This is a genomic window from Nostoc sp. (assembly GCF_054880495.1).
Map to the genome: position 1 here is coordinate 41,080 of NZ_JBTYKD010000064.1, position 22,284 is coordinate 63,363.

The following is a 22,284-nucleotide window of genomic DNA, read 5'->3' on the forward strand; positions in this document are numbered from 1 at the left end:
GTTTTTAACTCATAACTTTTACTACGATGCCAATAATTGCCGAATTAACCTAGCTACAGCCTTTTGCGTGAAGCGGTTGGCAATTTGTTGACCTAAACGTTGCACATCTGAATTTACCAATAACTGGGCAATTTTAGGCGCAATTTGCACCGGATCAAAGCCTTTTGTTTCTCGGAGAATACCTAATATACGTTTGATATGCTCCAAGGTTTGTTGTTGCTCACCTGTCGCCGATGGAGTTTCATTAACTGTTCTCAATCCTACCCGTTCCCGCAACAAGGAGGTAAAGTTATGCAAAACATTTTTACCTAAAGCATCGAGTCCGTTAACAGATTCATCTACTAACTTGTCACGAATGAAAGCGCCGCGTTCAGATGCCAGAAATTCTATTCCCTGATTCAGCACTAAATTAAAGTCGTAATCTTGACTATTACGCGCATTTCGTAACAAGTTTTCTAAACGATTCCAGCGAAATCTGCCATCTTTAAATAGCAAATCTTGCAATGATGCTCTTAATTGCGGTGCTGGATCAGTTAACAGGCGTTTAGAAACGTAAGGATAAGCTTCACTGAGAACTTTAAAGGTGGGATCTATAAATATTGCAATACCTTCGAGCGTCACCAGGGAGCGAATAATTAAGGCGTAGTAAGGCGGTACGCGGAAAGGATATTCATACATCAAAGCCGATAGTTCATCGGTGATGCTTTTAATATTAAGATCGGCAACACTGGCTCCTTGGGCATCAGCAAAGACTCTCGCAAAAGCTGGGATAATTGGTGTTAAATCGGTTTCTGGTGATAAGAAATCTAACTTAACGTAGTCTTTTGCTAATCCTTCAAAGTCGCGGTTGACGACATGGACGATCGCTTCAATCAAACCATAACGCTGTAGTGGCTTAATCTCGCTCATCATCCCAAAGTCGAGATAAGCTAATTTGCCATCTGGTGTTGCTAATAAATTACCAGGGTGGGGATCGGCGTGGAAAAATCCATGTTCTAACAATTGGCGTAGGGAACACTGCACACCCACTTCAATTAGGTAACGAGCATCTATACCTTGGGCGCTAATTTCTTCTGTCTGAGTTAATTTGGTGCCGTTAATCCACTCCATCGTCAAGACGCGACGATTGGTATATTCCCAGTAAATTTTCGGTACATATATGTCTTTTATATGGCCGTATAGCTGGAAAAATCGCTCGGCATTTTCGCCTTCGTGGATGTAGTCCATCTCTTCAAAAATGCGATCGCCTAATTCATCCAAAATCCCAACTAAATCACTTCTTACCCGCTTAACTTTTTTCTGCACCCAAGCAGCGAGGTTACGCAAGATATACAAGTCAATGGTGATCCCCTCTCTTAAGTCGGAGCGTTGGATTTTAACGGCAACTTCTTCACCAGTTTTTAGCTTACCTTTATAGACTTGCCCCAATGAAGCCGCAGCAATTGGCTGGGCTGAGAGTTCGGCGTAAACCTGTTGGGGAGGTGCGCCTAGTTCTTCTTTGATAAACTGGTAAGCAATTTCGTTGGGAAAAGGCGGTAATTGGTCTTGTAGCTTAGTTAATTCTTCTAGGTATACCGGAGGAACCAGATCCGGTCTGGTGGACAAAGCTTGTCCAATTTTGATGTAAGCAGGCCCCAGTTTGGTCAGCAATACTCGTAGCTGAGTGGCTCGGCGGCGGTCATTTTTGACGACAATTCCCCGTTTACTATCCGACCACAACCCAAAAGCAAAGGATATACTCGGCCCTAAAACCGCGAAAATCCGCCTGATAACTTGTAGGGGTCTGTTTTGGTAATGCACCGCTATGCTCACGGGATCGTAAAGCGTTTCAGGTTGGGCTGTTGTCCTCAACTTTTGGGCGGGCGATATTTGCGGCACAACCAAGCTTTGTGTACCATTTTCTTCTGGCACTATATCAATAACGTCCAGTTCACCTCGGCGATTTGTGCCGTTGCGACTGTCCTCCTGAATCGATCGGGAACTAGGGGGAAGTGTCTTAACAATCATGAAGAAGGCCACCGGTCAGAACGATCACGTTAAGTATTGTAACAATATGTTGAGGGATTGGGCATGGGGCATTGGGAATTGGCCACTTGTACTGAGCGTAGTCGTTGGCGCAGCCTCTCATAGACAAATATTGGTTATTTCCCACTTGCTCCCCTGCTCCTCTAGCTCTTAAAAGTCTTCAGTACCAATAGGTCTGCTACACTTAAATGGGCATACTAGTTCAATAGTAGTAGCTATTGCTAGTTGCTGAAAGATCATACTTATTGTCCTGTAAATTGGAAGTATTTGGCATCTGCCCTCATGGAGAATTTGGCTTGATGTTGCTTTGTCTGCGAATTGAAAACTTTGCCCTAATTGACCAACTGGAATTGGAATTTGGCGCGGGACTAAATGTGTTGACAGGTGAAACCGGCGCTGGAAAATCGATTATCTTGGATGCTATTGATGCTGCTTTGGGTGGTAAAGTCTCTAGTCGGGTCATTCGCACGGGGACAAGTCGAGCGATGGTAGAAGCGACTTTCACCTCAAACGCTCCTCTAGCGGCTTGGTTGACTGAACAAGAAATAGATTTGCTTGATGAAAATTCCGTAGTTATTAGTCGAGAAATCACAGCCAGTACTAGTAATATCCGCAGCCGATCGCGGGTAAATGGCGTGTTGGTAAATCGGCAAATTATGGGAGGAATGCGCGATCGCTTGGTGGAAATTACAGCCCAAGGTCAAACTGTACAAGTGGGACAATCTGCCCAAGTCCGCGACTGGTTAGATTTATATGGCGGCGACTCTCTAATGCAGCAGCGCCATAAAGTCGCCACCAGCTTTGGTACTTACCAACAGGCGCATTTAGCATTAGAAAAACGCCGGACATCAGAACGAGAACGGTTACAACAACTCGACTTGCTCACCTATCAAGTGCAAGAATTGGGAGCAACCAATCTTAGCGAAGCTAATGAATTGGAACAGTTGGGACAAGAAAGGGAACGCCTGAATCATGTCGTCGATTTGCAACAAATGAGTTACAAAGTTTATCAGGCTTTGTATCAAAACGATAATGAAACCCCAGCCGCCGCAGATTTATTAGGAAATAGTGAGGCGACATTAAATGACATGGTGGAGTATGATATCCAACTCCAACCCCTGTTGGAATTAGTCAGGGACGCGCAAGCTGCGGTAATGGAAGTGGGAAGACAGATTAATGCCTATGGGGATGGTTTGGAAGCCGATCCGCATCGCTTGTCAGAGGTGGAAGAACGGATTCAGGAATTAAAGCAAATTTGCCGTAAGTATGGGCCGACACTTACAGAAGCGATCGCTTATTACGAACGTATCCAATGGGAATTAGCCCAACTTAACGACGGCGAACAATCTATTGAAAACTTGGAACAGCAAGAAAAGGCATGTTTTGAAAAACTCACCCAAGCAACTAATCAGTTAACCGAACTGCGGAGTAAAGCGGCTGCTAATTTAGAATCAAGTTTGATAGCTGAACTCAAGCCCCTAGCGATGGAAAAGGTGAAGTTTCTGGTTGAAATATTACCAGCTTTTCCAACTGCAATGGGAGCGGATAAAATTACCTTTACATTTAGTTCCAACCCTGGAGAACCACTGCAACCTTTAACGGAAATTGCCTCTGGTGGGGAAATGAGCCGCTTTTTACTGGCGCTGAAAGCTTGTTTTTCTCAGGTTGATGTGGCTGGAACAATGGTATTTGACGAAATTGATGTCGGGGTTTCGGGAAGGGTAGCCCAAGCGATCGCGGAAAAATTACACCAGCTGAGTCAACGCAACCAAGTATTATGTGTTACTCACCAACCTTTAGTTGCGGCCATGGCTGATCGGCATTTCCGCGTAGATAAGCAAACTATCAATCAAGGCAAAGGTAAAAAAGCCAACAATGACAACGCCGAACAGCGTACTGTTGTCAGAGTTACTACCTTAGATAATTTAACCACACGCCGGGAAGAATTAGCGCAGTTAGCTGGTGGTAAATCTGCAAGTGATGCGATCGCCTTTGCGGAATCTCTGTTATTGCAAGCTGCTAACCATCGTCAAAAAATTAAAAATTAATGATCAGGCAATACGCTTGGGTTAAGGCTTAACTCTTTATGAAAGTCAATTTTTTAACGAACCGCAAAGGACGCGTTCGCGTAGCGTCTCGCAGAGAAGGAAGAGAAGGAAGAAATACTTAACTGAACTGTATTGAATGATAAGGGACTGACAAATAAAAAAAATACTCAACTATTTTAGGACTTACGCACTGTACAAATTCATCGTGATGTGGGTTAACAAAAATAGGTTGTTTCAGGCTTTTCTTAATTATCCTTTGATCGTAAATAGACGATACTGTAGGGGAAAAGCCATGCTAAACCCCTACGAAAGATGTGGTTTTTCACCTGTTACATATTTGGTATTTCTTGTCAATGCGTAAATCTTATATTTCTTGTGGGGTGGGTGTAGACCAAAGCGGGCAAGATGCCCACTCCACAAGTAGTAGTAATTTATTTGTTGGAAATCCTTAAATCTACACTGATGATGTTTCTAGTAATGACTGACCGAGATAACCTCCTTCAGCTTTGACACCAGGTAAAGCAAAGAAATATCCACCACCAATGGGGCGAATATACTCTTCTAGTGGTTCACCAATCAAGCGATTTTGCACCGTCACAAAGCCCTTTTCTAAATCAGCCTGAAAACAGACAAACAACAAACCCATATCTAACTGTCCAGCTTTGTCAAACCCGCGTGAATAGTTGAAACCACGCCGCAGAATCAAATTCGACTCTGATGTGCGGGGATTAGCAAGGCGGATATGAGCATCTAGGCGGATTTGTTGACCCTTTGGGTCTTGAGCATAATTGGGAATATCTTTCTCGTGATTCATCCCCAAGGGTGCGCCAGAGTCCTTATCGCGCCCAATAATTGTCTCTTGCTCCTGTAGTGGTGTCCGATCCCAGTGTTCCACTAAGTTGCGGATCACCCGCACCACTTGATAGCTTCCCCCGACTGTCCAAGCTGGTTCGCTGCTATTTGGCTGTACCCAGACAATCCGGTTCATCAACTTTTCATCGCTAGCATCTAGATTTGCTGTCCCATCTTTAAAACCAAGCAGGTTACGCACCGTAGTTTTACCTTGTTTTTTGTGGGTATTCGGCGGCAGAAACCCTGCTATTTGCCAACGCAAAGTTATCAAGTCAGGCAAGTTCTTAATGATGTCGCGTAAAGCGTGGAGATTCGATTCTTCAGTATTCGCACAGAATTGCAACAGTATATCCCCATGACATAAATCTGGGTCAAGCTGGTCATTGGGAAAATTGGGCATAGTATCTAACCGCTTGGGTTTCAAGTTGCCGAGTCCAAAGCGGTTATCGAACAGTGAGTTACCCACAGCTAGGGTGATTGTCAAGTTATTGGGAACCACTACAGGCCCAAGAATCCCCGAATCATTGGGTGGAAATTTGGGGTCGCGCGACCTGGGTGTTCCCCCTGCCATGAGAAACTGGATGCGCTCAGTTAAAGTTTTGAACAACCGCACTAAATCTGCTTTATTTGCAGCAGTTGTATCAAATGCTACCATTAACCCAGAGGCAGGAGTAGGGGTAAGAATACCTGCTTGGTGAAGTCCAAAGAAGGGCACGATCTCTTCAGATGGGTCAAGAGGTGTTCCTAGAAGAGTCTGATAACCCAAACTGGTCAAAGCTGCTACTCCACCTGCTGCGGCCATACCGATGAGCAAGTCACGACGGCTGATGCGGGGAGTAATGCGTAAATTTGGTTGCTTTGTAATAGACATAGTTTCCTCCTCTAGGAATGATTGATAAATTACTCAACTCCCAAAGTGCCGCGCAGCTGAGACAAATCTTCAGCAAGAGCAGCGATCGCTGTTTTCATGTCTTTCTTGTCTGTTTCACTCACCTTATTGTAGTTAACAAAACCACCATCAGGGGTTTTATACTTAGCAAGTTGTTGGTCAACTTTGGTGAAATTTGCATCCACACGCCCCAGTAGTTCGGGGTTAGCTTTTTGGATGACGGGGCGCAATAACTCCACAATCTTTTGGGAACCATCGACATTAGCGCTGAAGTCCCAGAGGTCAGTATGACTGTAACGGTCTTCTTCTCCAGAAATCTTGGTTTTACCCACTTCTTCAATCAAGTCAGCAGCACCGCCAACCATCTTTTTCGGTTCAATGGTCAAGGTGGCAATGCGCTTTTGTAAATCTAGTCCATCTTTCTGTAGCTTTTCGGCATAGGGTTTCATGCCTTTTGTAGTTTTGTCCTGGAATAAAGCTTTTTCTAGGCGATGGTATCCGGTGAATTGTGGGTCAGCCTCTTTTTTGGCAAAGTCATCAGCACGGGAATCCATGCTTTTGTCGAGGTCGGAGAACAATTCAGCTACAGGTTCTGTGCGTTCATAGTGAAGATGGGCAGATGCATAGGTTTTTTGAGCCTTGGGAAGGTCGCCAGCAATCACGGCATCTGTCAATATCTTGGTTTTAGTAACCAGTTGGTCAATTTCTTTAGTGATGTAGACTTTATATTCTGCGATCGCACCGACTAATTGACCTTGATCTACAGTCCCTTTGGCTTGAGAATCTCCTCCAGCTTTCACTGTGATTTTACCTTTGGGATTGCTGCGTAAACCGCAAGCCATGTCATAGTCACCCGGTTGGAGATTGGTTTTGAGTTTTTGAACGAAGCCAGGAGCAATATTTTCCTTTTCTTCAACGACTTTCACCCCAGACAAAATCTCCCACTCTACAGGTTTGCTGCTTTTGTTGGTCAGCACAAAGGTGTTTTGCCCAGATGTTACTGACAGCTGATTCGGTTCGCAACCTTGATCTGTCACACTCAAAGCTGTTTCTGTAGGATTGTTAGCAGAGGTATCGCTGGCTACTTTTGCTTCTGGAGTATTACTCGCGGCAGTATCGCTTGATTTGTTCGATTCACAGCCAGCTACTGTCAAGGCAATTAGACAGATAATTGTTGAATACTTTAAAACATTTTTCATTGTTGTCTTTTCCTAAAAGTTATGGAAGTAGCTAAGAATGACTCGCTGTACTCTTCTGTCCAGCCTTTTCCCCTAAGAAGAACAGCGACATCGTAGGAATTAGATAGCCAAAATAGGCGATCGCTTCGCTGACAGTCGGCGCATCGTTATATCCAAAAAATCCTGCTAAAAGTGAACCGAGAAACCCGTTATTGGGAAGTACCCCGCTAGCATCAAATACCACTGTTTGCAGTGAATTCCACACTCCGGCTTCATGGAAAGCTCTCACCCCACTTGCTAAGAGTCCAGCAGCAACCAGGATAATGAAGGCTCCTGTCCATTTAAAAAATCGCTTCAAGTTGATGCGGATACCACCCTGATAGATGCCTACACCGACGGCTAGTGCGGCTGCATATCCAAATAATGCTCCCACGGGAGCTTGAATTCCCAAATTTTGCTGAAACGTGGCCAGCAGAAACACTACTGTTTCTAGACCTTCCCGTAGTACTGCAAAGAATGACATCCACACTAATGCTGTACCCCATTTATCCCCCGACTGAATCGCAGTTTCAATTTGAGACTGTAACTCCCCTTTCAGAGAACGAGCCGCACGGCGCATCCAGAAAACCATCCAGGTGAGAACCCCAACGGCAACGAGGGAAATTACCGCTTCAAATAGTTCCTGTTCTTTCTGGGGAAACTCCTGACTGGTTATTTGTAAAATAATGCCAGCAGCTAGACAAATCAAAGTCGCTAGTGCGATGCCAATCCAAACTGACTTCATCAAATGGGTACGACCAGTTTGCTTGAGATAACTGGCAATGATCCCCACGACAAGTGCAGCTTCAACGCCCTCTCGGAACATGATCAAGAAGGGAAAAAGCATGGATAACCTTATTAGTTATAATTACTATCAAATCATCATGAGAATAATAACTTACTTGAGAAGATTTGTACATAAGTACGAGTTAAAAATCTAGGTTGATGAAGTTTTTCTGATTCCGATTCAGAGCATTACCAGCCGATGCAATGGCATTACCAGGCGATGCAATGGCATTACCAGCCGATGCAATGGCATTACCAGCCGATGCAATGGCATTGCGGCTTAAAGGACTTCCAAATAAAAAAATATTTAACTACTTCTTGTGGGGTGGGCAACACGCAAGAAATACCAAATATGTATCAGGTGAAAAACCACATCTTTCGTAGGGGTTTACCATGCTAAACCCCTACAGCATCGTCTATTTACGACCAAAGGATAATTAAGAAAAGCCAACAAGAGTCGGAAACCCGCCCAATCCACTGGCTTGAGCTGTTATGTATACAACTTGCACAATCAGGGCGGGCAAGATGCACACCCCACAACCATGTTGAAAAAATATTAGTGCAAATTAAAGGCGCAACAGCTTTGACTTAGAGATTGTCTCGTTCCCAGTCTCTGACTCTTACACGCTATTTTCAGGTAAATAGACCCACGCGGTAGGGGCACAGCAATGCTCATTGGTGTCAACTTAACCTAGAAGTTAGGCAAGGCATGCTTTCGAGGTTTGACCCTCACAAGAACAGCCCCTCTCCCACTTTTGGGAGAGGGGAGCAAATTCTCTAGTTCCCCGAATCCCAAGTTGGGAGAAGGGATTAGAGGATGAGGGCAAAACGTCTTCTCAAAGCAACTTTTTTCTTAAGTTGACACGCATGAGCTTTTTCTGTGCCCCTACGACAGATGTGGTTCAAATACATGAAAACTGCTGTAATGCATAGTGGGGGCTGCCGCCTCAAGACTTGCGGCACAGCTGCAATGAGGAGCATTTTCAGCCAGAGGCTAGAAAGGAGGTTTTAATAAAAAAGCAAGTATGTTAGGCGGGTTTAAATCCCCATTACAAAACTGTACTTCCGACTTGTTTAATACTCCTGCAAAGCTCCTAACTTCCGAATTCCCGGCCAAATCATCGCCGTAGCAATCACTACTACAATTGTGCCAATTCCACCACCTACAACTGAAATCACTGGGCCAAACAAGGCAGCAGTCAAGCCTGACTCAAAGCCCCCCAACTCATTGGAAGCGCTAATAAAAACGCTATTAATAGCAGCAACTCGACCACGTAAATGATCCGGTGTTCTGATTTGAACTAATGTATGACGAATCACAACGCTAATACTATCTAGTGCGCCACCAAGAATCAGCATCAACATAGACAGCCAAAACGAACGAGAAAGCCCAAAGATAATTGTCACAACGCCAAAGCCAACCACTGACCACAATAAGGCTGGGCCAGCTTTGCGTAACGGTGGTAAATACACCAAGGTAATCGCCATAGTTAAAGCACCGATGGAATGGGCTGCTTGTAGGTATCCCAACTCCACTGGCCCCACATGTAAAATATCTTTGGCAAAGATGGGGAGGAGCGCGATCGCACCACCCAACAATACAGCAAACATATCCAATGTAATCGCGGCTAAAATTAACTGATTCTGCCAAACAAATTTAGCACCAGCTGACAGGGCTTTGAGTGAGATTGGCTCCGTTGAGCGAATAGCTTTTTGCTCTTTGATCGGCAGGGTTAAAATAAAACACAGCAACGCGGCGATCGCAGCTACTATATATACGCCTGTAGCACTTCCCAACAGCGCAATCCCGAATCCTCCGAAGGCTGGGCCGATGACTGCGGCTAACTGAAAGCTACTACTATTCCAGGTGGCTGCATTTGTAAAAGCACTGATCGGTATCAACTGCCACATGAAGGCATCGCTGGCAGGTCTGAGAAATGCCCTAGCAACACCTGTTAATACCAAGGAGGCGTAAATGAGAAACACTGCACCTTTAGTATAGGAAAGTACACCCAAAGCCAGCGAGCAGAGAGCTAGCAACATTACCGACAGTAAGATGATCAGTTTGCGATCGCGGCGATCGGCCACATGTCCGACAATCAAGGTGAGAGCAATCATCGGCAAGACTTGCGCCAGCCCCACGCCACCTAAAGCGATCGCTGAGTCAGTGCGCTCATAGAGTTCCCAGCCGATGGCTACAGTTTGCATTTGCGACCCTACGAACAGCACCAGCCGTCCAATGGCAAATAGCCGATAGTCTCGAAACTTTAGGGCTGCAAAGGGATCGTGCTGTGCAACCTCAGAGTTATGGGGATTTGAGTTCTGTTTTCTCGAAGACATTTTTTAGTAGAGTTAAGCCTTCTTCAATGTTGGAAATTTGCTCTTCTGTAAGACCTTTCAGCAGATCGGTAATATGAGCGCGAGTTTGATCTTGGGATTGCTTGAGATGGTGTCTTCCCTCTTCAGTTAGATTGAGCAACACCCGCCGCCGCTCTTGAGGATGATCGCAGCGTTTGACAAAATCGCGTTGGACTAAGCGTTCTATAGTTGCTGATGTCGTAGCACAGGTGACACCTAAATGGTCTGCTAGGTCAGATAATGAAGCCCCAGGATTCCGGTTGATAAATGCTAGCGATCGCAACTGAGGTATAGATAAAAAAGCAGCGCTGTGGGCACGCATATCTGCTCGGATAAATCGCATCATTAATGGAATTGTGTCCATTACCCTAGCGGCACATTCTTCGGAAGTTGCACCTTTAGTAGGTTTATCCAAGGTCATGGGCTTATTGTTCTCCTAATTACATCGCCACCCGTGGATAAAGTTTTCCACCGATGATGGTTAAGACTGTTACTGTTAATAAGAGAATTGTACAATCTAGACCAAAGCCATAGACGCTGATTCCATCTACTAGCATGGTGCTACGTAAGGCATCAACTTCATAAGTTAAAGGATTCAAGTGGGAAACAAACTTTAACCAGTTGGGCATCATTGCGATCGGATAAATAGCATTGCTGGCAAAAAATAACGGCATGGTTAACATTTGTCCAATTCCGGTCATCCGCTCTCTGGTTTTTGCTAAACAGCCAATAATTAATGAAAAAAGACAAAAGCAAGCCCCCCCTAGCATCACTATTAGTAACACTTGCAGAAAAGCTAAAGGATGGAGATTTAATTTTACACCTAAGAAAAAAGCCAATACATAAATTACTGCTACTTGGGATAAGCACCTGACCCCACATGCTAAAGCTTTGCCCAAGACCATTGCTATACGGGGTGTAGGACTAGCAAGAAATTTATGTACAATCCCTAAATCTCGCTCCCAAATTAGTGTCATTCCACCGGTGAAAATCGCCACATTCAACACGCTTTGAGCGAGAATGCCAGCAGCCATAAAGTCTAAATATGGTAAGTTCCCTGTATGAATTTCGTGAAGTTTGGAGAACACTTGCCCAAAAATCAGCAACCATAATGAGGGTTGCACTGATCTAACTACTAAATCAGTGGGATCGTGGCGGAGTTTTCGCACTTCCAATTCTGCGATCGCTAAAGTTTTCGTAACTAGCTCTTTAATTGCAGAGATGATATTTCCTCGGTGAGTAGCTGGGGCTTTAACCCAACCGTTGAGCAGTACGTCTGGTTCTTGCTGTGTCACGGTAGTTGACTCCTGATGTTAACTGGTCGCCTGTATAGTGAATAAAGACATCATCCAAAGTTGCGTTTGGTTTATCTAAAGAAGCTTTTAAGTCGCTTGGTGCGCCTGTAATTACGACTTCACCTTGTCGCATAATCGCCACACGGTTACATAAGCTATCTGCTTCTTCTAAAAAGTGGGTTGTTAAAAATATAGTTGTGCCGTAATCAGCACAGAGTTGTTCCACAAGCTGCCATACTTGAGTCCGAGCGATCGGATCTAGTCCCACAGTCGGCTCATCAAGAAACAAAATTTGGGGTTGATGCAGCACTGAGACGCCGATTTCCAGCTTGCGGATCATCCCACCAGAGTAGTTTCGTACCAAGCGCTTCGCCGCATCTTGCAAACCCATGTACTCTAGAATCTCATAGATACGGCGATCGCGTCCTTTGGCAGGTATTCCATACAGCTTGGCGAAGATTAAGAGATTTTCGTAACCCGTAAGGCTACCATCAGCAGAGAGCGCCTGGGGTACATAGCCGATCGCCCGTCTCACAGGATTAGATTGACGAGTCACATCATAGCCAGCTAAGGTTGCTGTCCCTGCACTGGGAGGCAGTAAAGTTGTCAACATCTTAATAACTGTACTTTTCCCTGCCCCATTCGGCCCAAGCAGCCCAAAGACTTCGCCTTGTTCCACAGATATGCTCAAGTTATTAACAGCCGTTAACTTCCCAAAACGGCGTGTGAGTCCCTGAGTTTCCAAAATCAGCGCTCTTGGTTCGCTAGGAGGTTCTGACCGATTTATTTTTCCCGTCAGTATTGTCACAAGTTTGATGCACTTCCAATAATTAGCTTAACTAACTATTAGTTTCTCAATATACTCATCTGAAGTCAATAGACTTGTTACAAAAATCTGAATGAGAGTAAAAGGAAACTCAGTACAATGGCAGCGAAGTTATTGATGGGCGAAGTCTCACTGAGTGCGATCGCAGTCTACCCATCGTCTGCAAGTTATTTGTCAATTTGTGGAGTTGAGTTAACAGCTTTCAGTATTTACCGTCTTGGCTGATTGCTATAAAAGTTAATTAGGCATTATTTTTATGGGTTTTTACGTTGCGAGAGAGTTTTTTAATAGGCAATTTTGGCTGGTAATTTTGGTTTTAATCATAAAAATATATTTGTTCTGATTTGGGAACCCTAAGAATAATACTTGAGTACTCAACACGGTCTGTATGGCAATAAAGGATGTTCTCGCAGATTTCCAGGGAGATGATTTCGTCACTCCCAAAATCATTCGTGCTACTCGCAGTTTTAATGGTCAAGCTACTTCACTCTATTACTATATTTGTGGTAAAGATTCTGATGGGGTTGTTGCTGGTCTAAAACTAGACTTCTGATGAGTTGAGTGTTCTAGGTTATATGCTGCCGCTAACTTTTGCCGTTAGCTCTCTCATCATGGTTTGAAGCACTGCACCAGGATATAGAGGAAAGAGCGATCGCTCATAACCTATAATTAATAGGCTGTTTAAAATGGTCAATGTCACGAGGATTTTAAAAATGGGCGTTGAAAAACTTAGTGATAAAACAATAGAGGTATCAGACATTACAGGTTGGAATAAAAATGGACAAAAACTTCTAGTATCAAAAATTAGATCCAGAGACATTCAAGAAGATATTAAATCCAAAGTACAAGAAATTCTCAAGTTCGAGCATGAACATAATAAAGTCATAGTTCCTTATGCTATGACTGCTACCCCTGAAAATATTATTTTTTTTAAATGGGATGGGGAAAATCTAGAGACTCTCTACACTTTCCCAACTCATGAAGTTATGTCTGAATACGATTCAAAATTTCCAAACAAGAGGATTTCTGAGTCTTATCTAGAAATATTAATTGAGAGTTGGTTAAGAGATCTAGCATATAACTGGAAAACAGATAATCCTCCTAAATTACAAGAGTTAAAACAAATAGATTTTGTACAAAAGCTGGGAGATGCAGCATAAGGGTAGAAAAACTAGTGACTACACTTTATCTTGAAACTAACTTTTTCATTGGTTTTGCTAAAAACCAAGATCAAGATTCTGATGTTTTAATTTATCCTGAAACAAATGAGCAAATATCGCGAATTACAATTGTGATTCCTGCAATTTGTTGTATGGAATCTCTTTCTGTTCTAGAAGATGAACGCAGAAGAAGACATAGTTTTACAGAAAGGTTAGAGAGAGAAAGAAACGAACTGAAAGGAAATATTAATTCCGAATTTTCTAGGGAAGTTGTGCGTTCTCTTCAAACCGCAAAAATTCATAATGAAGCAATGACTAATGATATTGAAAATCGCCTTTTTGAAGTTTTGAAATGGGCTGCTAATAATGTAGAATTAATAAATTTAGAATCATCTATACTCATTACCAGCCTTAATCAACAACTTATTCCTGATCCGACAGATAACTTAATTCTACATTGTATTCTTGCTCTTGCCAAAACATCTTCAGATGATCATAAAGTTTTATTAAGTGGAAATTCTAAAGACCTTGGTACAAAAGAGATTAAACAAATATTGGGTGCAGCAGGAATAAAAAAATATGTTGCAAGTACGCGAGACTTTTTAGGGTGGTTGCAGTCAATAAGAGACACCCAAGGGACGTAGCGGGGCATAGCCCATTACGAATTATCAATTATTTAAATCTTTCTCCCATGTGCATAGATAAAATAGTTATCTGTCACCTTCACGTTAGCCTGAAAACCTGTTTTATTTAGCTGATATTGAAGTTCATCCGGCTGATAAAAAATTTTGACAATCTGAAATTCTTGACCATCATTTAACTTCCGGGTTTCATATATGTTTCCGTCATCTTTAAGGATATGATTGTTAGCCGTCGATGTCGGTTCAAAGCGAGAGTCAATGATAAATACTTGTCCACCAACGCGAACAGATTGATAGACTTTCGTCAGAAATGAATCGAGTAATTTTGGCGGCACATGAGAGAGCCAAAAGGCAAAGAAAACTAAATCATATTCAGTGTTAGGTTGCCATGTAAATAAATCCATAAGGTGATATTCAACACTCAAGGAATTTAACTTCGAGCGATTAATTGCAATCACTTCTTGGGAAGCATCGATCGCAGTAATTTTTTTCCCGATACTTAAAAGCTCTTGCGTCCAAATACCTGTTCCAGATGCTAACTCTAAAATATCATCCACCACGCCAATTTGGTGTAATGTATTTTTAATCACGGCTACTTCATTAAACCAGCGCTGGTTGTTTTCGATACCGCGATCGTAGCGTCCTTTCCTATAGAACCACTGATCATATTCGTTGGCTCTAGCGCGATAGTATTCAATCTGTTGTTGAAGAATATTATCTGTCATCGTGTGCATTCTCAGTTGATTGAGCTTAGATTTGACGTTGTTATAACTTTTAGCGAGAGTTTTTTCTTCAGCGAATAGACTTGCATTTCAGCTTGAATTATATGATATTTTTATGATTTGATAATACGGTAAATCAATAAATTTGCCGGAGTTAGACCGGAGGTTTGTTGAAGTCTGATATTTGAGGAATTAAACCCTTAAAATTTGTTAAACATTTGTTTTTAGTATCAAGGACTCTACGTGTTAGAACTTTACAGCTATTATCGTTCAACAGCTTCATACAGAGTACGGATTGCACTAGAACTGAAAATGTTAACTCGTGGCTGTTTGAAGGCGGTAATCATTGATGTGATACTTTATTTTTATTTACTTTTGACTATTTGGCTAATATTTGCCGATTTGATGAAGATGCATACTGTTAAGTAAAGGCGCACAGATAGATATAGATGTGCGCTTCTAACCCCTCGCCTTGGCGTCAGCCTGCCGTTAGGCAAGCAAAGAGGGGGAGTTTGGCTCCTCCTTTCCTCGTAGGAAAGGGGGCTGGGGGGTTAGGTCTTTGATTACTGAATCGATGCTCTAGCGGTGTATTGCTTCTAACCCAAAGATTTAGACTTTTTGAAGCTGAAGGTTTTTTTGGAACAGTTCTTGAACGTTTTTCCAAGCATCGGCAGCAGCTTCGGCATTGTAGCTGGCGCGATGGTTGCAGAAAAAGCCATGTCCGGCTCCAGAATAGCGGAAGATAGCATGGGGAATCTGATTTTTCTTTAATTCAGCCTCAATCTGTTCTGTTTGCTCCAAAGGGATTCCCTGATCATCAAGACCAAAAAAGGCGTAAATGGGGCCTTTAATATCGGGAGTGCGGGTGATAGTTGGTTCTCCACCGCCGGGAGTTGAGTTGGGAATACCGCCACCATAGAAGGAAGCTGTAACTTTAATATCTGGTAAAGTCGCAGCTAGATAAACGACGTGACCACCAAAGCAGAAACCAATAGAGCCGATCGCATCTCCTTGCACATTTGGTAAGGTTCTTAAATAGGCGATTGCAGCCTTAATATCACTTAATATTTCATCTGCTGTTGTCTGCTCCTTATACCCTCTTCCTTGCTGGACATCTTCAGGAGTGTATCCACCCTCAAAACCAGGGGCGGTGCGTTGGAATAGAGTCGGAGCGATCGCCACATACCCTATGTTGGCGAACTTCTCAGCAACTTCCCGAATGTGAATGTTGACGCCAAAAATTTCCTGAATCACGATAACGGCTGGGAATGTTCCCTCTTTTGCTGGTTCAGCTAAATAAGCATCAATTTGCAAATCTCCGTTAGGCACTTTAACTTTAGCAGTGCGAATTTCTCTGTTTGTCATTTTAGCTTTGAGGACACGATGTTTTATGGTAAGTTTTGTACAATACTACTTAAAGTGTACCGATTTACAGTAGTTTTAAGAGTAGTATTTCACAAACAATCGGCAAAGGCAAGTCCTTTGATTTAGAGATGTAGATGAATATAAGACTATACCAAGAATCTAATGCTGAATCAGTCAGTACTCTGTGGGATGAGGTGTTTCCTAACAACCCGTCGCACAGCAGCCCCAAATTGATAATCAGTCAGAAGCTTGCTGTACAGCCTGAGTTGTTTTTCATTACTGAGATTAACTCTGTAATTGTAGGCACTATAATGGCAGGATATGACGGACATCGCGGTTGGTTATACACAGTTGCGGTCAGTCCTCAGTATCAACGGCAGGGTATTGGTAGCAAGCTAGTGCGGCACGCAGAGAGCGTATTGATCGCGATGGGATGCCTCAAAATCAATCTCCAAGTTCGTATCTCCAACGCAGAAGTAGTTGAGTTTTATAGAAAACTTGGCTATCTCGTTGAAGAACGTATCAGTATGGGAAAGCTTGTCCCATAGGTTTTTGGTGAGTTGGAACAGAAAAACTTTAGAAATACGCCACTATTACTGTAAAAGGTGATTGCACCGTTGCCAAATTTAACCCAAACTAGGAGAAAAATTTATGAACCTTGATGCAGTTCATCATATTCAAGTAACCTATCCTTTTGAAGTAGAGGAAGCAATGCTGTTTTTCTACTGTAAAGTTTTGGGACTGACAGAAATTCCCAGACCTGAAGTGATCAAAAACGATTCAGGAGCGTGGTACAAGTTGGGAAATATTGAATTGCACATTAGTACAGAGAAAAACACCAATAACCAAGCATCTAGACGACATTATTGCTTCCAAGTCGATAACTTGAAAGCTTTTGAAGAACACCTAAGATCGCATGGGGTAGAAATTATTCCCGATCAGCGATCGCTTCCAGGATGCGTGCGATTTTTCCTCCGGGATCCCGGTGGGAATCGTATAGAAATCGCAGAGTTCGTTAAGAGTACTTTTGCACAGCTACAAACAGAGGAGTCGCTATTAGAAAGACATTCAGCAACGGTGTCTTAAGCACTAAGATTACTGGAAGTCGCACGCCAGTTGGTACTCTGGTTTAAACCTTCTGGCGAGCGTATACAAAAGCTTAATTTTATGCTAGTCCGCGTAGGCAGACTAATTAATTATATGGATTGAAGGTGCAACATCTGAACATTAGAATGCCTTTAATGACTGGGGTAAATTTGACCGCCTCGAAACAAAAACATACCGTCCTATTATTGACGAGCTAAGAATTACGATAAGTGAGAAAGTGATAATTTTTGCTTTCCTCATGGATGGATTAGAAGAACCTGTAGGGAAATTCAAATATTTTGATATTAACCCACGGAATCGTTCGGCGGAATTTGAATATACCATCAACCCAAAATGGCGAAACCAGGGTATGGGAACAAAAATGTTGAGAACTGCTATCAATTACCTATTAGCAACAACAAAACTTAACAAATTATATTGTCAAACTGCTGCTTTCAACATTGCCTCAGTTAAACTACTTGACAAGCTAGGTTTTCATAGAGATGGAATTTTGCGAGAACATCACGAATTAGACGGTAAACTATGGGATGATTACATTTACAGCATCTTACGGAATAAGTGGAAAACTAGCTAATTATTGAATAATTAACTAAGTTAAATTATCAACTCTTGAATGCAAATAAGTAGTTTAACCTAAAAAACGATTGATTTAAAGGAAAATAACTTATGTCTGATTTAATTAACAAACAAATCATCCTCAAAAGTCGTCCAGTCGGCGAACCAAAAGAGAGTGATTTTGCTCTGGTAGAAACACCAACTCCTGAACCGGGTGAAGGCGAAATTCTTAGCCGCACCATTTATCTATCTCTCGACCCTTACATGCGTGGTCGGATTCGTGCAGGTGAGTCTTATGCTACACCAGTAGAATTGAATTCTGCGATCGTCGGTGGTACAGTCAGCCAAGTAATTAAATCAAATCATCCTCAATTTCAAGTAGGAGATTTTGTTCTTAGCAATAACGGTTGGCAAACTTATGCTGTATCTAAGGGTGAGACACTGCGTAAACTTGATCCCACTCAGGCGCCTTTATCCTATAGTCTAGGTGTATTAGGTATGCCTGGTCTGACTGCTTATGCTGCTCTCCTTGATATCGGTCAACCGAAAGAAGGTGAAACTGTTGTGGTTTCAGCCGCTTCTGGTGCTGTGGGTGCTGTAGTAGGTCAAATTGCCAAAATTAAAGGTGCGCGAGTAGTGGGAATTGTCGGGAGTGACGATAAGCGGGACTATATAGTTAAGGAATTAGGTTTTGATGTTGGCATTAACCGCAAAACTCAAGAACTTGATTCAGCGCTCAAAGCAGCTGCTCCTAATGGCATTGATGTTTACTATGACAATACAGCAGGTGTGATTTTAGAAACTGTGTTGCAGCAGATTAACCTTGGGGCAAGAATTCCACTCGTAGGTTTGATTTCGGAGTATAACGCCACATCTACTCCACCAGGGCCTAATTTAATGCCATTACTAATCAAACGGGCTTTAATCAAAGGTTTTCTAGTTAGTGATTCCCAACATCGGTTTAATGATTTTTTGCATGATGTTTCTGGATGGTTGCAATCTGGTGAACTCAAGTATAAAGAAGATGTAGTTATTGGTTTAGAGAGCGCTCCTGGCGCATTCATCGGTTTACTTCGAGGTGAGAACTTTGGCAAGCTGATTGTTAAGGTCAATGACGACCCAACAGGATGTTAATACTCCCGTTCCTTAGGAATACGTTCTGCGAAGCAAACTATTAGCTGGCAGCGTGTAATCCGCAAGCCTAGACAAAATTTAGTCAGATTTTTTCCCATCTGATACCATTTGTGAGAGAATATAGGCGGCGAAATCTAGTAACTGATCTAGCAAAAAGCCAATGATACCGATATAGAGGATTACTTGGATTATGTAATCGGTATTTCCAGCTTTATAAGCATCCCAGAGGGTAAAGCCAAGTCCTTTTGGTCCGGTTAACATTTCTGTAGCAATAACTATAAACCAAGCTACCCAAATGCTAACTTTCAAGGCATGAAATATATGAAATATCGCTACTCGAAAGTTATTCTTCTGTCTATGGAAATGTTGCATACCTATTGCTGTATTAATAATCATCGTCCAGAGAGTTCCCAGAAAAACTACTATAATAGCAGCCGATTCACTCTCTTGAAACGCTATTAGGGCAATAGGTAGCAAAGCTATAGGAGGGATACTATGTGGGATCTGAAATATCAGCCTAAATAGCTGATAAATCATGCTATTTAGTCCAATGAAATATCCGATGAAACTACCCAAGACAACGGCTGGAATGTAACCTACAAATAACCGTTGTAGGCTAGCTAAAATGTCTAAAAACATATTATTTTCTCTGCCTCAGTTCTGATGGAAACATCTGGGAAATACTGCGGCAACAACACCAAATAGGAAATAGAAAACTGGATTTAATTCTACTTCTTCTTTGATGACTACAAGATTTTTTATATCTTCTCCTGGTTGACGGTTAATCAAAAAACTTAGGTATTATTACGATGTGTTAGTGGTAGTACAAAGAAGAGGTAAAACTTGGCTTTACTAAACTTTATCAGAAAAATAAATCCTGATTAGCAAATTAAATACAATTTCCAAAATTTAATTGAAGATTGTATTAAGTGTAAATATCTAAAATTTTTAATCCTAAATAAATAGCATAAATTGTTATTAGCAATACAGATAATAATTCAAGACTTACGCACTCAAAACCTGAAACTTCGTTCGCGTAGTGTGCGCGAAGCGCACTCCCCCCTCCCTTAAAAAGGGTACTGTGTACACACAAGTCTCTTTTGACGCAATTTACGGTTTATCGAATAGCTCAAAGAAACCTCACCCTGGTTCTGCTACGCAAAACCTGTCCCTCTCCTTAGTAAGGAGAGGGATTAAAGTCAGGACTCTTTGAGGTTTTTGTTTTGGGTAATTCGATGACCTGTGTGTACACCGTAGCTTAAAAAGGGGGGATCTTAAAGCGACCCCGGATGATTTTGACCCACTATTGCGCCAGCTTCCCCCAGGGTACGAGAGTTTAGTGGGGGTTTTAAACCGCAAGCTTGCTTGCCTAGTTTACACAACGTCGGCATCGCAGCATTTCGTTGGTTTATTTGCCCAGATTCCGCTTCATTTGCTCTAACTCATCTTGGGTTTCCCAGCGCTGAAACTTTTCTTCTAAGTCATCAAACCCACCAGAATAACTGCTAGTTTGATTCGACCAGCCATTGGTTTCCAAACGCTGCTGAGTTTGCGCTTGAGTACGGGCTGTCTGTGCTTCGGCTGCTTTAGCTTGCACCTCCTGTCGGCGCTGCTGAATTTTTCGCAATAGTTCTTGAGATTGGTTAATGCGTTCTTTCAGCCCTTGCATCTGTCCCCAGCGCTGATTTCCTTCCCGCAACAAGGCTGCTTCTCGCTCACCCGCCGCAGTTGCCAAATCCTCTCTGCCAGCGTTTTCGGCTTTTTGAACACGGATATGCCAACGCTGAATTTCTTGAGCGGTGGAGAGAATTTCTTCTTGCGATCGCTTCTCTTGTAATTGTAAGTCTGCGATCAGCTTTAATGTGTCTTCCTCTTGCTCACGCAGCTGTTCTAGCAGCGCCTCTAACTCCAAATGGGGATTGTTACGCAAGAATTCTTCTAAACGATTTTCTAGAAACCGACTCAAATCATCAAATAAGCCCACTGCTAGAACTCCAGAGATCGGGTGCGTGACTATTTTATTGTAAATAATTATCGTCGTCGGCGGAATGTAAATTTTTATAGTTCCCGTCAGATGCACTTCTAGGTGTTAGTTAGATTTCAAAGTTGGGAAGAATGTATTTGGTCAAACTACGCAAGCAACCCTGACTTACAAGATCAGGCTTTAAGAAAGCATGAGTTCTGATTTTCAACTGCCGCCTAAGAGCTTGTCCATACTAGCTTCTGTCGGAGGAGTCGTTACGGCTGCGATCGCGATCGCAATTTTATAATGTTTGATCTAAGCAACTTTCCCAGACTTCTCTAGAAAAACCGAAAATATCAACATCCCAAACTGCTTCAGCCCAATTGCAACAACCAGATAAACCCTAGCGCCCCGTCTCTTGTGCTAAACAAGCTGAAATAATTGCCAGCCTGGATGCGAAATCTCTGGTTTTGCCAGGTAAACCCATCCCTAAAAACCAACTAACAGTAGCGATAATTCCATACATTCCTCCTGGAGTTGGAAAATTCACCCTAAAGGAAACGAGAACTGCGCGTCAGGCTTGGTTATACTTCCAGCGCAACTGGAACGATGAAACTGGCTTGGTCAATTCTGTTGATGGCTTTGCCTCTGTAAGTATGTGGGATCAGACAGCAGCGATCGCAGCTTTAGTTAGTGCTAGAGAACTCAATATCGTGCCGATGGCTGAATTTGAAGCCAAAATGAGTAAAATGTTGAAGACACTGGCATCAATGCCCTTATACAAAGGCGAACTACCCAACAAGATTTGCAATGCAAAAACCCTCGTACCTGTTAATTATGGTTAACTAGAAAAACGCGAAGAAATTGGTTGGTCAGCGATTGATTTGGGAAGGATGGGAATCTGGTTGAAGATTGTCGGGGCAAAGTATCCACAGATGCGATCGCAAACGGCAGCAGTTTGGAAACATTGGCAAGTCAAGCGTCTAACCAAAAATGGCCAAATGTACGGTACTCCCGTTATCAAAGGCAAAGAACAGTATAACCAAGAAGGTCGCTTGGGTTATGAGAATTATGCTGCCTATGGTCTGAAGCTTTGGGGCTTGGATGTTAAGCAAGCCTTAGATTATCAGTCTCATACTGCCTTTGTTGATCTCTGGGGCAATTCATGTAGACGAAGGCTGACCGCAGGGTATTGCCTCTACCTAAAAATCATTCTTTTCAGCTATTGTTGGCGTAAGTCCTGAGAGAGTTTTAATCAGCACTAATCATACTGTAGGTAGATTCCAAGGAAATCAGAAATATGAAAATATAGTTACAAATATTAATAATTTCCGATTGTGG

Annotated in this window: 23 protein-coding genes and 1 pseudogene; 11 read left to right on the plus strand and 13 right to left on the minus strand. The window is 42.6% G+C overall.

Annotation, left to right across the window (positions count from 1 at the left end; translation table 11 throughout):
* Nucleotides 1–21: 21 nt before the first annotated feature.
* Entirely contained in the window at nt 22–2,007 is a 1,986-nt protein-coding gene (locus tag ACYTXL_RS07550; protein WP_461924163.1) for an ABC1 kinase family protein, read from the minus strand.
* Between the two features lie 317 nt (nt 2,008–2,324).
* Between ACYTXL_RS07550 and recN the strand changes: the two genes are divergently transcribed.
* The gene (recN, locus tag ACYTXL_RS07555; RefSeq protein WP_461924196.1) at nt 2,325–4,073 is read left to right on the plus strand and encodes a DNA repair protein RecN; all 1,749 of its coding nucleotides are present in this window, start codon (nt 2,325–2,327) and stop codon (nt 4,071–4,073) included.
* A gap of 454 nt (nt 4,074–4,527) precedes the next feature.
* Here the strand turns inward: recN and efeB are convergent, their stop codons facing one another.
* The 3 genes from efeB to efeU are packed head-to-tail and all read right to left on the minus strand — an operon-like array spanning nt 4,528 to nt 7,878.
* Complete coding sequence (efeB, locus tag ACYTXL_RS07560; RefSeq protein WP_461924164.1) at nt 4,528–5,796, minus strand: iron uptake transporter deferrochelatase/peroxidase subunit; 1,269 nt, start codon at nt 5,794–5,796, stop codon at nt 4,528–4,530.
* A 29-nt stretch (nt 5,797–5,825) separates the two neighbouring features.
* Complete coding sequence (gene efeO / locus ACYTXL_RS07565; RefSeq protein WP_461924165.1) at nt 5,826–7,013, minus strand: iron uptake system protein EfeO; 1,188 nt, start codon at nt 7,011–7,013, stop codon at nt 5,826–5,828.
* A 31-nt stretch (nt 7,014–7,044) separates the two neighbouring features.
* Nucleotides 7,045–7,878, minus strand: coding sequence for an iron uptake transporter permease EfeU (efeU, locus tag ACYTXL_RS07570; protein WP_461924166.1), 834 nt, complete (start codon nt 7,876–7,878; stop codon nt 7,045–7,047).
* Nucleotides 7,879–8,021: 143 nt separating this feature from the next.
* Between efeU and ACYTXL_RS07575 the strand changes: the two genes are divergently transcribed.
* Nucleotides 8,022–8,201 carry a hypothetical protein gene (locus ACYTXL_RS07575; RefSeq protein ID WP_461924167.1) on the plus strand — a complete coding sequence of 60 codons (180 nt, stop codon included), beginning with the start codon at nt 8,022–8,024 and terminating at the stop codon, nt 8,199–8,201.
* Nucleotides 8,202–8,891: 690 nt separating this feature from the next.
* Here ACYTXL_RS07575 and ACYTXL_RS07580 read toward each other — a convergent pair.
* From ACYTXL_RS07580 to ACYTXL_RS07595, 4 genes are read right to left on the minus strand one after another with little or no spacing between them, the layout of a single operon-like run.
* A complete protein-coding gene (locus ACYTXL_RS07580; RefSeq protein ID WP_461924168.1) occupies nt 8,892–10,157 on the minus strand; it encodes an MFS transporter in 1,266 nt (421 codons plus the stop codon).
* Nucleotides 10,123–10,596, minus strand: a complete 474-nt coding sequence (locus tag ACYTXL_RS07585) for a MarR family winged helix-turn-helix transcriptional regulator (RefSeq protein ID WP_461924169.1) — start codon at nt 10,594–10,596, stop codon at nt 10,123–10,125. The genes ACYTXL_RS07580 and ACYTXL_RS07585 overlap by 35 nt, the downstream gene beginning before the upstream one ends.
* 19 nt (nt 10,597–10,615) lie before the next feature.
* Nucleotides 10,616–11,470, minus strand: a complete 855-nt coding sequence (locus ACYTXL_RS07590; protein ID WP_461924170.1) for an ABC transporter permease — start codon at nt 11,468–11,470, stop codon at nt 10,616–10,618.
* Nucleotides 11,427–12,278: an ABC transporter ATP-binding protein gene (locus tag ACYTXL_RS07595; RefSeq protein WP_461924171.1), complete on the minus strand. Its 852-nt coding sequence runs from the start codon at nt 12,276–12,278 to the stop codon at nt 11,427–11,429. The genes ACYTXL_RS07590 and ACYTXL_RS07595 overlap by 44 nt, the downstream gene beginning before the upstream one ends.
* A gap of 117 nt (nt 12,279–12,395) precedes the next feature.
* On the opposite strand from ACYTXL_RS07595, the gene ACYTXL_RS07600 reads away from it, so the two are divergent.
* On the plus strand, nt 12,396–12,521 hold the full coding sequence (locus ACYTXL_RS07600; protein WP_461924172.1) for a hypothetical protein: 126 nt from the start codon (nt 12,396–12,398) through the stop codon (nt 12,519–12,521).
* A gap of 163 nt (nt 12,522–12,684) precedes the next feature.
* Complete coding sequence (locus tag ACYTXL_RS07605) at nt 12,685–12,849, plus strand: hypothetical protein (protein WP_461924173.1); 165 nt, start codon at nt 12,685–12,687, stop codon at nt 12,847–12,849.
* An 18-nt stretch (nt 12,850–12,867) separates the two neighbouring features.
* On the opposite strand, the gene ACYTXL_RS07610 is transcribed toward ACYTXL_RS07605, so the two are convergent.
* Complete coding sequence (locus tag ACYTXL_RS07610; RefSeq protein ID WP_461924174.1) at nt 12,868–12,996, minus strand: hypothetical protein; 129 nt, start codon at nt 12,994–12,996, stop codon at nt 12,868–12,870.
* Between the two features lie 13 nt (nt 12,997–13,009).
* Here ACYTXL_RS07610 and ACYTXL_RS07615 point away from each other — a divergent pair, with 13 nt between their 5' ends.
* The gene (locus ACYTXL_RS07615) at nt 13,010–13,456 is read left to right on the plus strand and encodes a hypothetical protein (RefSeq protein ID WP_461924175.1); all 447 of its coding nucleotides are present in this window, start codon (nt 13,010–13,012) and stop codon (nt 13,454–13,456) included.
* A 14-nt stretch (nt 13,457–13,470) separates the two neighbouring features.
* Nucleotides 13,471–14,100: a PIN domain-containing protein gene (locus ACYTXL_RS07620; RefSeq protein ID WP_461924176.1), complete on the plus strand. Its 630-nt coding sequence runs from the start codon at nt 13,471–13,473 to the stop codon at nt 14,098–14,100.
* A 32-nt stretch (nt 14,101–14,132) separates the two neighbouring features.
* Here the strand turns inward: ACYTXL_RS07620 and ACYTXL_RS07625 are convergent, their stop codons facing one another.
* Nucleotides 14,133–14,822: a class I SAM-dependent methyltransferase gene (locus ACYTXL_RS07625; RefSeq protein ID WP_461924177.1), complete on the minus strand. Its 690-nt coding sequence runs from the start codon at nt 14,820–14,822 to the stop codon at nt 14,133–14,135.
* Between the two features lie 606 nt (nt 14,823–15,428).
* Nucleotides 15,429–16,184, minus strand: a complete 756-nt coding sequence (locus ACYTXL_RS07630; protein ID WP_461924178.1) for a dienelactone hydrolase family protein — start codon at nt 16,182–16,184, stop codon at nt 15,429–15,431.
* Between the two features lie 134 nt (nt 16,185–16,318).
* Here ACYTXL_RS07630 and ACYTXL_RS07635 point away from each other — a divergent pair, with 134 nt between their 5' ends.
* From ACYTXL_RS07635 to ACYTXL_RS07650, 4 genes are all read left to right on the plus strand, one after another.
* Entirely contained in the window at nt 16,319–16,732 is a 414-nt protein-coding gene (locus ACYTXL_RS07635; RefSeq protein ID WP_461924179.1) for a GNAT family acetyltransferase, read from the plus strand.
* A gap of 103 nt (nt 16,733–16,835) precedes the next feature.
* Nucleotides 16,836–17,270, plus strand: a complete 435-nt coding sequence (locus ACYTXL_RS07640; RefSeq protein ID WP_461924180.1) for a VOC family protein — start codon at nt 16,836–16,838, stop codon at nt 17,268–17,270.
* A gap of 238 nt (nt 17,271–17,508) precedes the next feature.
* Complete coding sequence (locus ACYTXL_RS07645) at nt 17,509–17,865, plus strand: GNAT family N-acetyltransferase (protein ID WP_461924181.1); 357 nt, start codon at nt 17,509–17,511, stop codon at nt 17,863–17,865.
* A 92-nt stretch (nt 17,866–17,957) separates the two neighbouring features.
* Entirely contained in the window at nt 17,958–18,980 is a 1,023-nt protein-coding gene (locus ACYTXL_RS07650; RefSeq protein WP_461924182.1) for an NADP-dependent oxidoreductase, read from the plus strand.
* A gap of 78 nt (nt 18,981–19,058) precedes the next feature.
* Here the strand turns inward: ACYTXL_RS07650 and ACYTXL_RS07655 are convergent, their stop codons facing one another.
* A complete protein-coding gene (locus ACYTXL_RS07655; protein WP_292796304.1) occupies nt 19,059–19,619 on the minus strand; it encodes an ABC transporter permease in 561 nt (186 codons plus the stop codon).
* Nucleotides 19,620–20,388: 769 nt separating this feature from the next.
* Nucleotides 20,389–20,964 carry a TIGR04376 family protein gene (locus ACYTXL_RS07660; protein ID WP_334905508.1) on the minus strand — a complete coding sequence of 192 codons (576 nt, stop codon included), beginning with the start codon at nt 20,962–20,964 and terminating at the stop codon, nt 20,389–20,391.
* A 190-nt stretch (nt 20,965–21,154) separates the two neighbouring features.
* On the opposite strand from ACYTXL_RS07660, the pseudogene ACYTXL_RS07665 reads away from it, so the two are divergent.
* Nucleotides 21,155–22,103 (plus strand): annotated as a pseudogene (locus ACYTXL_RS07665) (DUF3131 domain-containing protein); the annotation flags it as partial.
* Nucleotides 22,104–22,284: the final 181 nt, after the last annotated feature.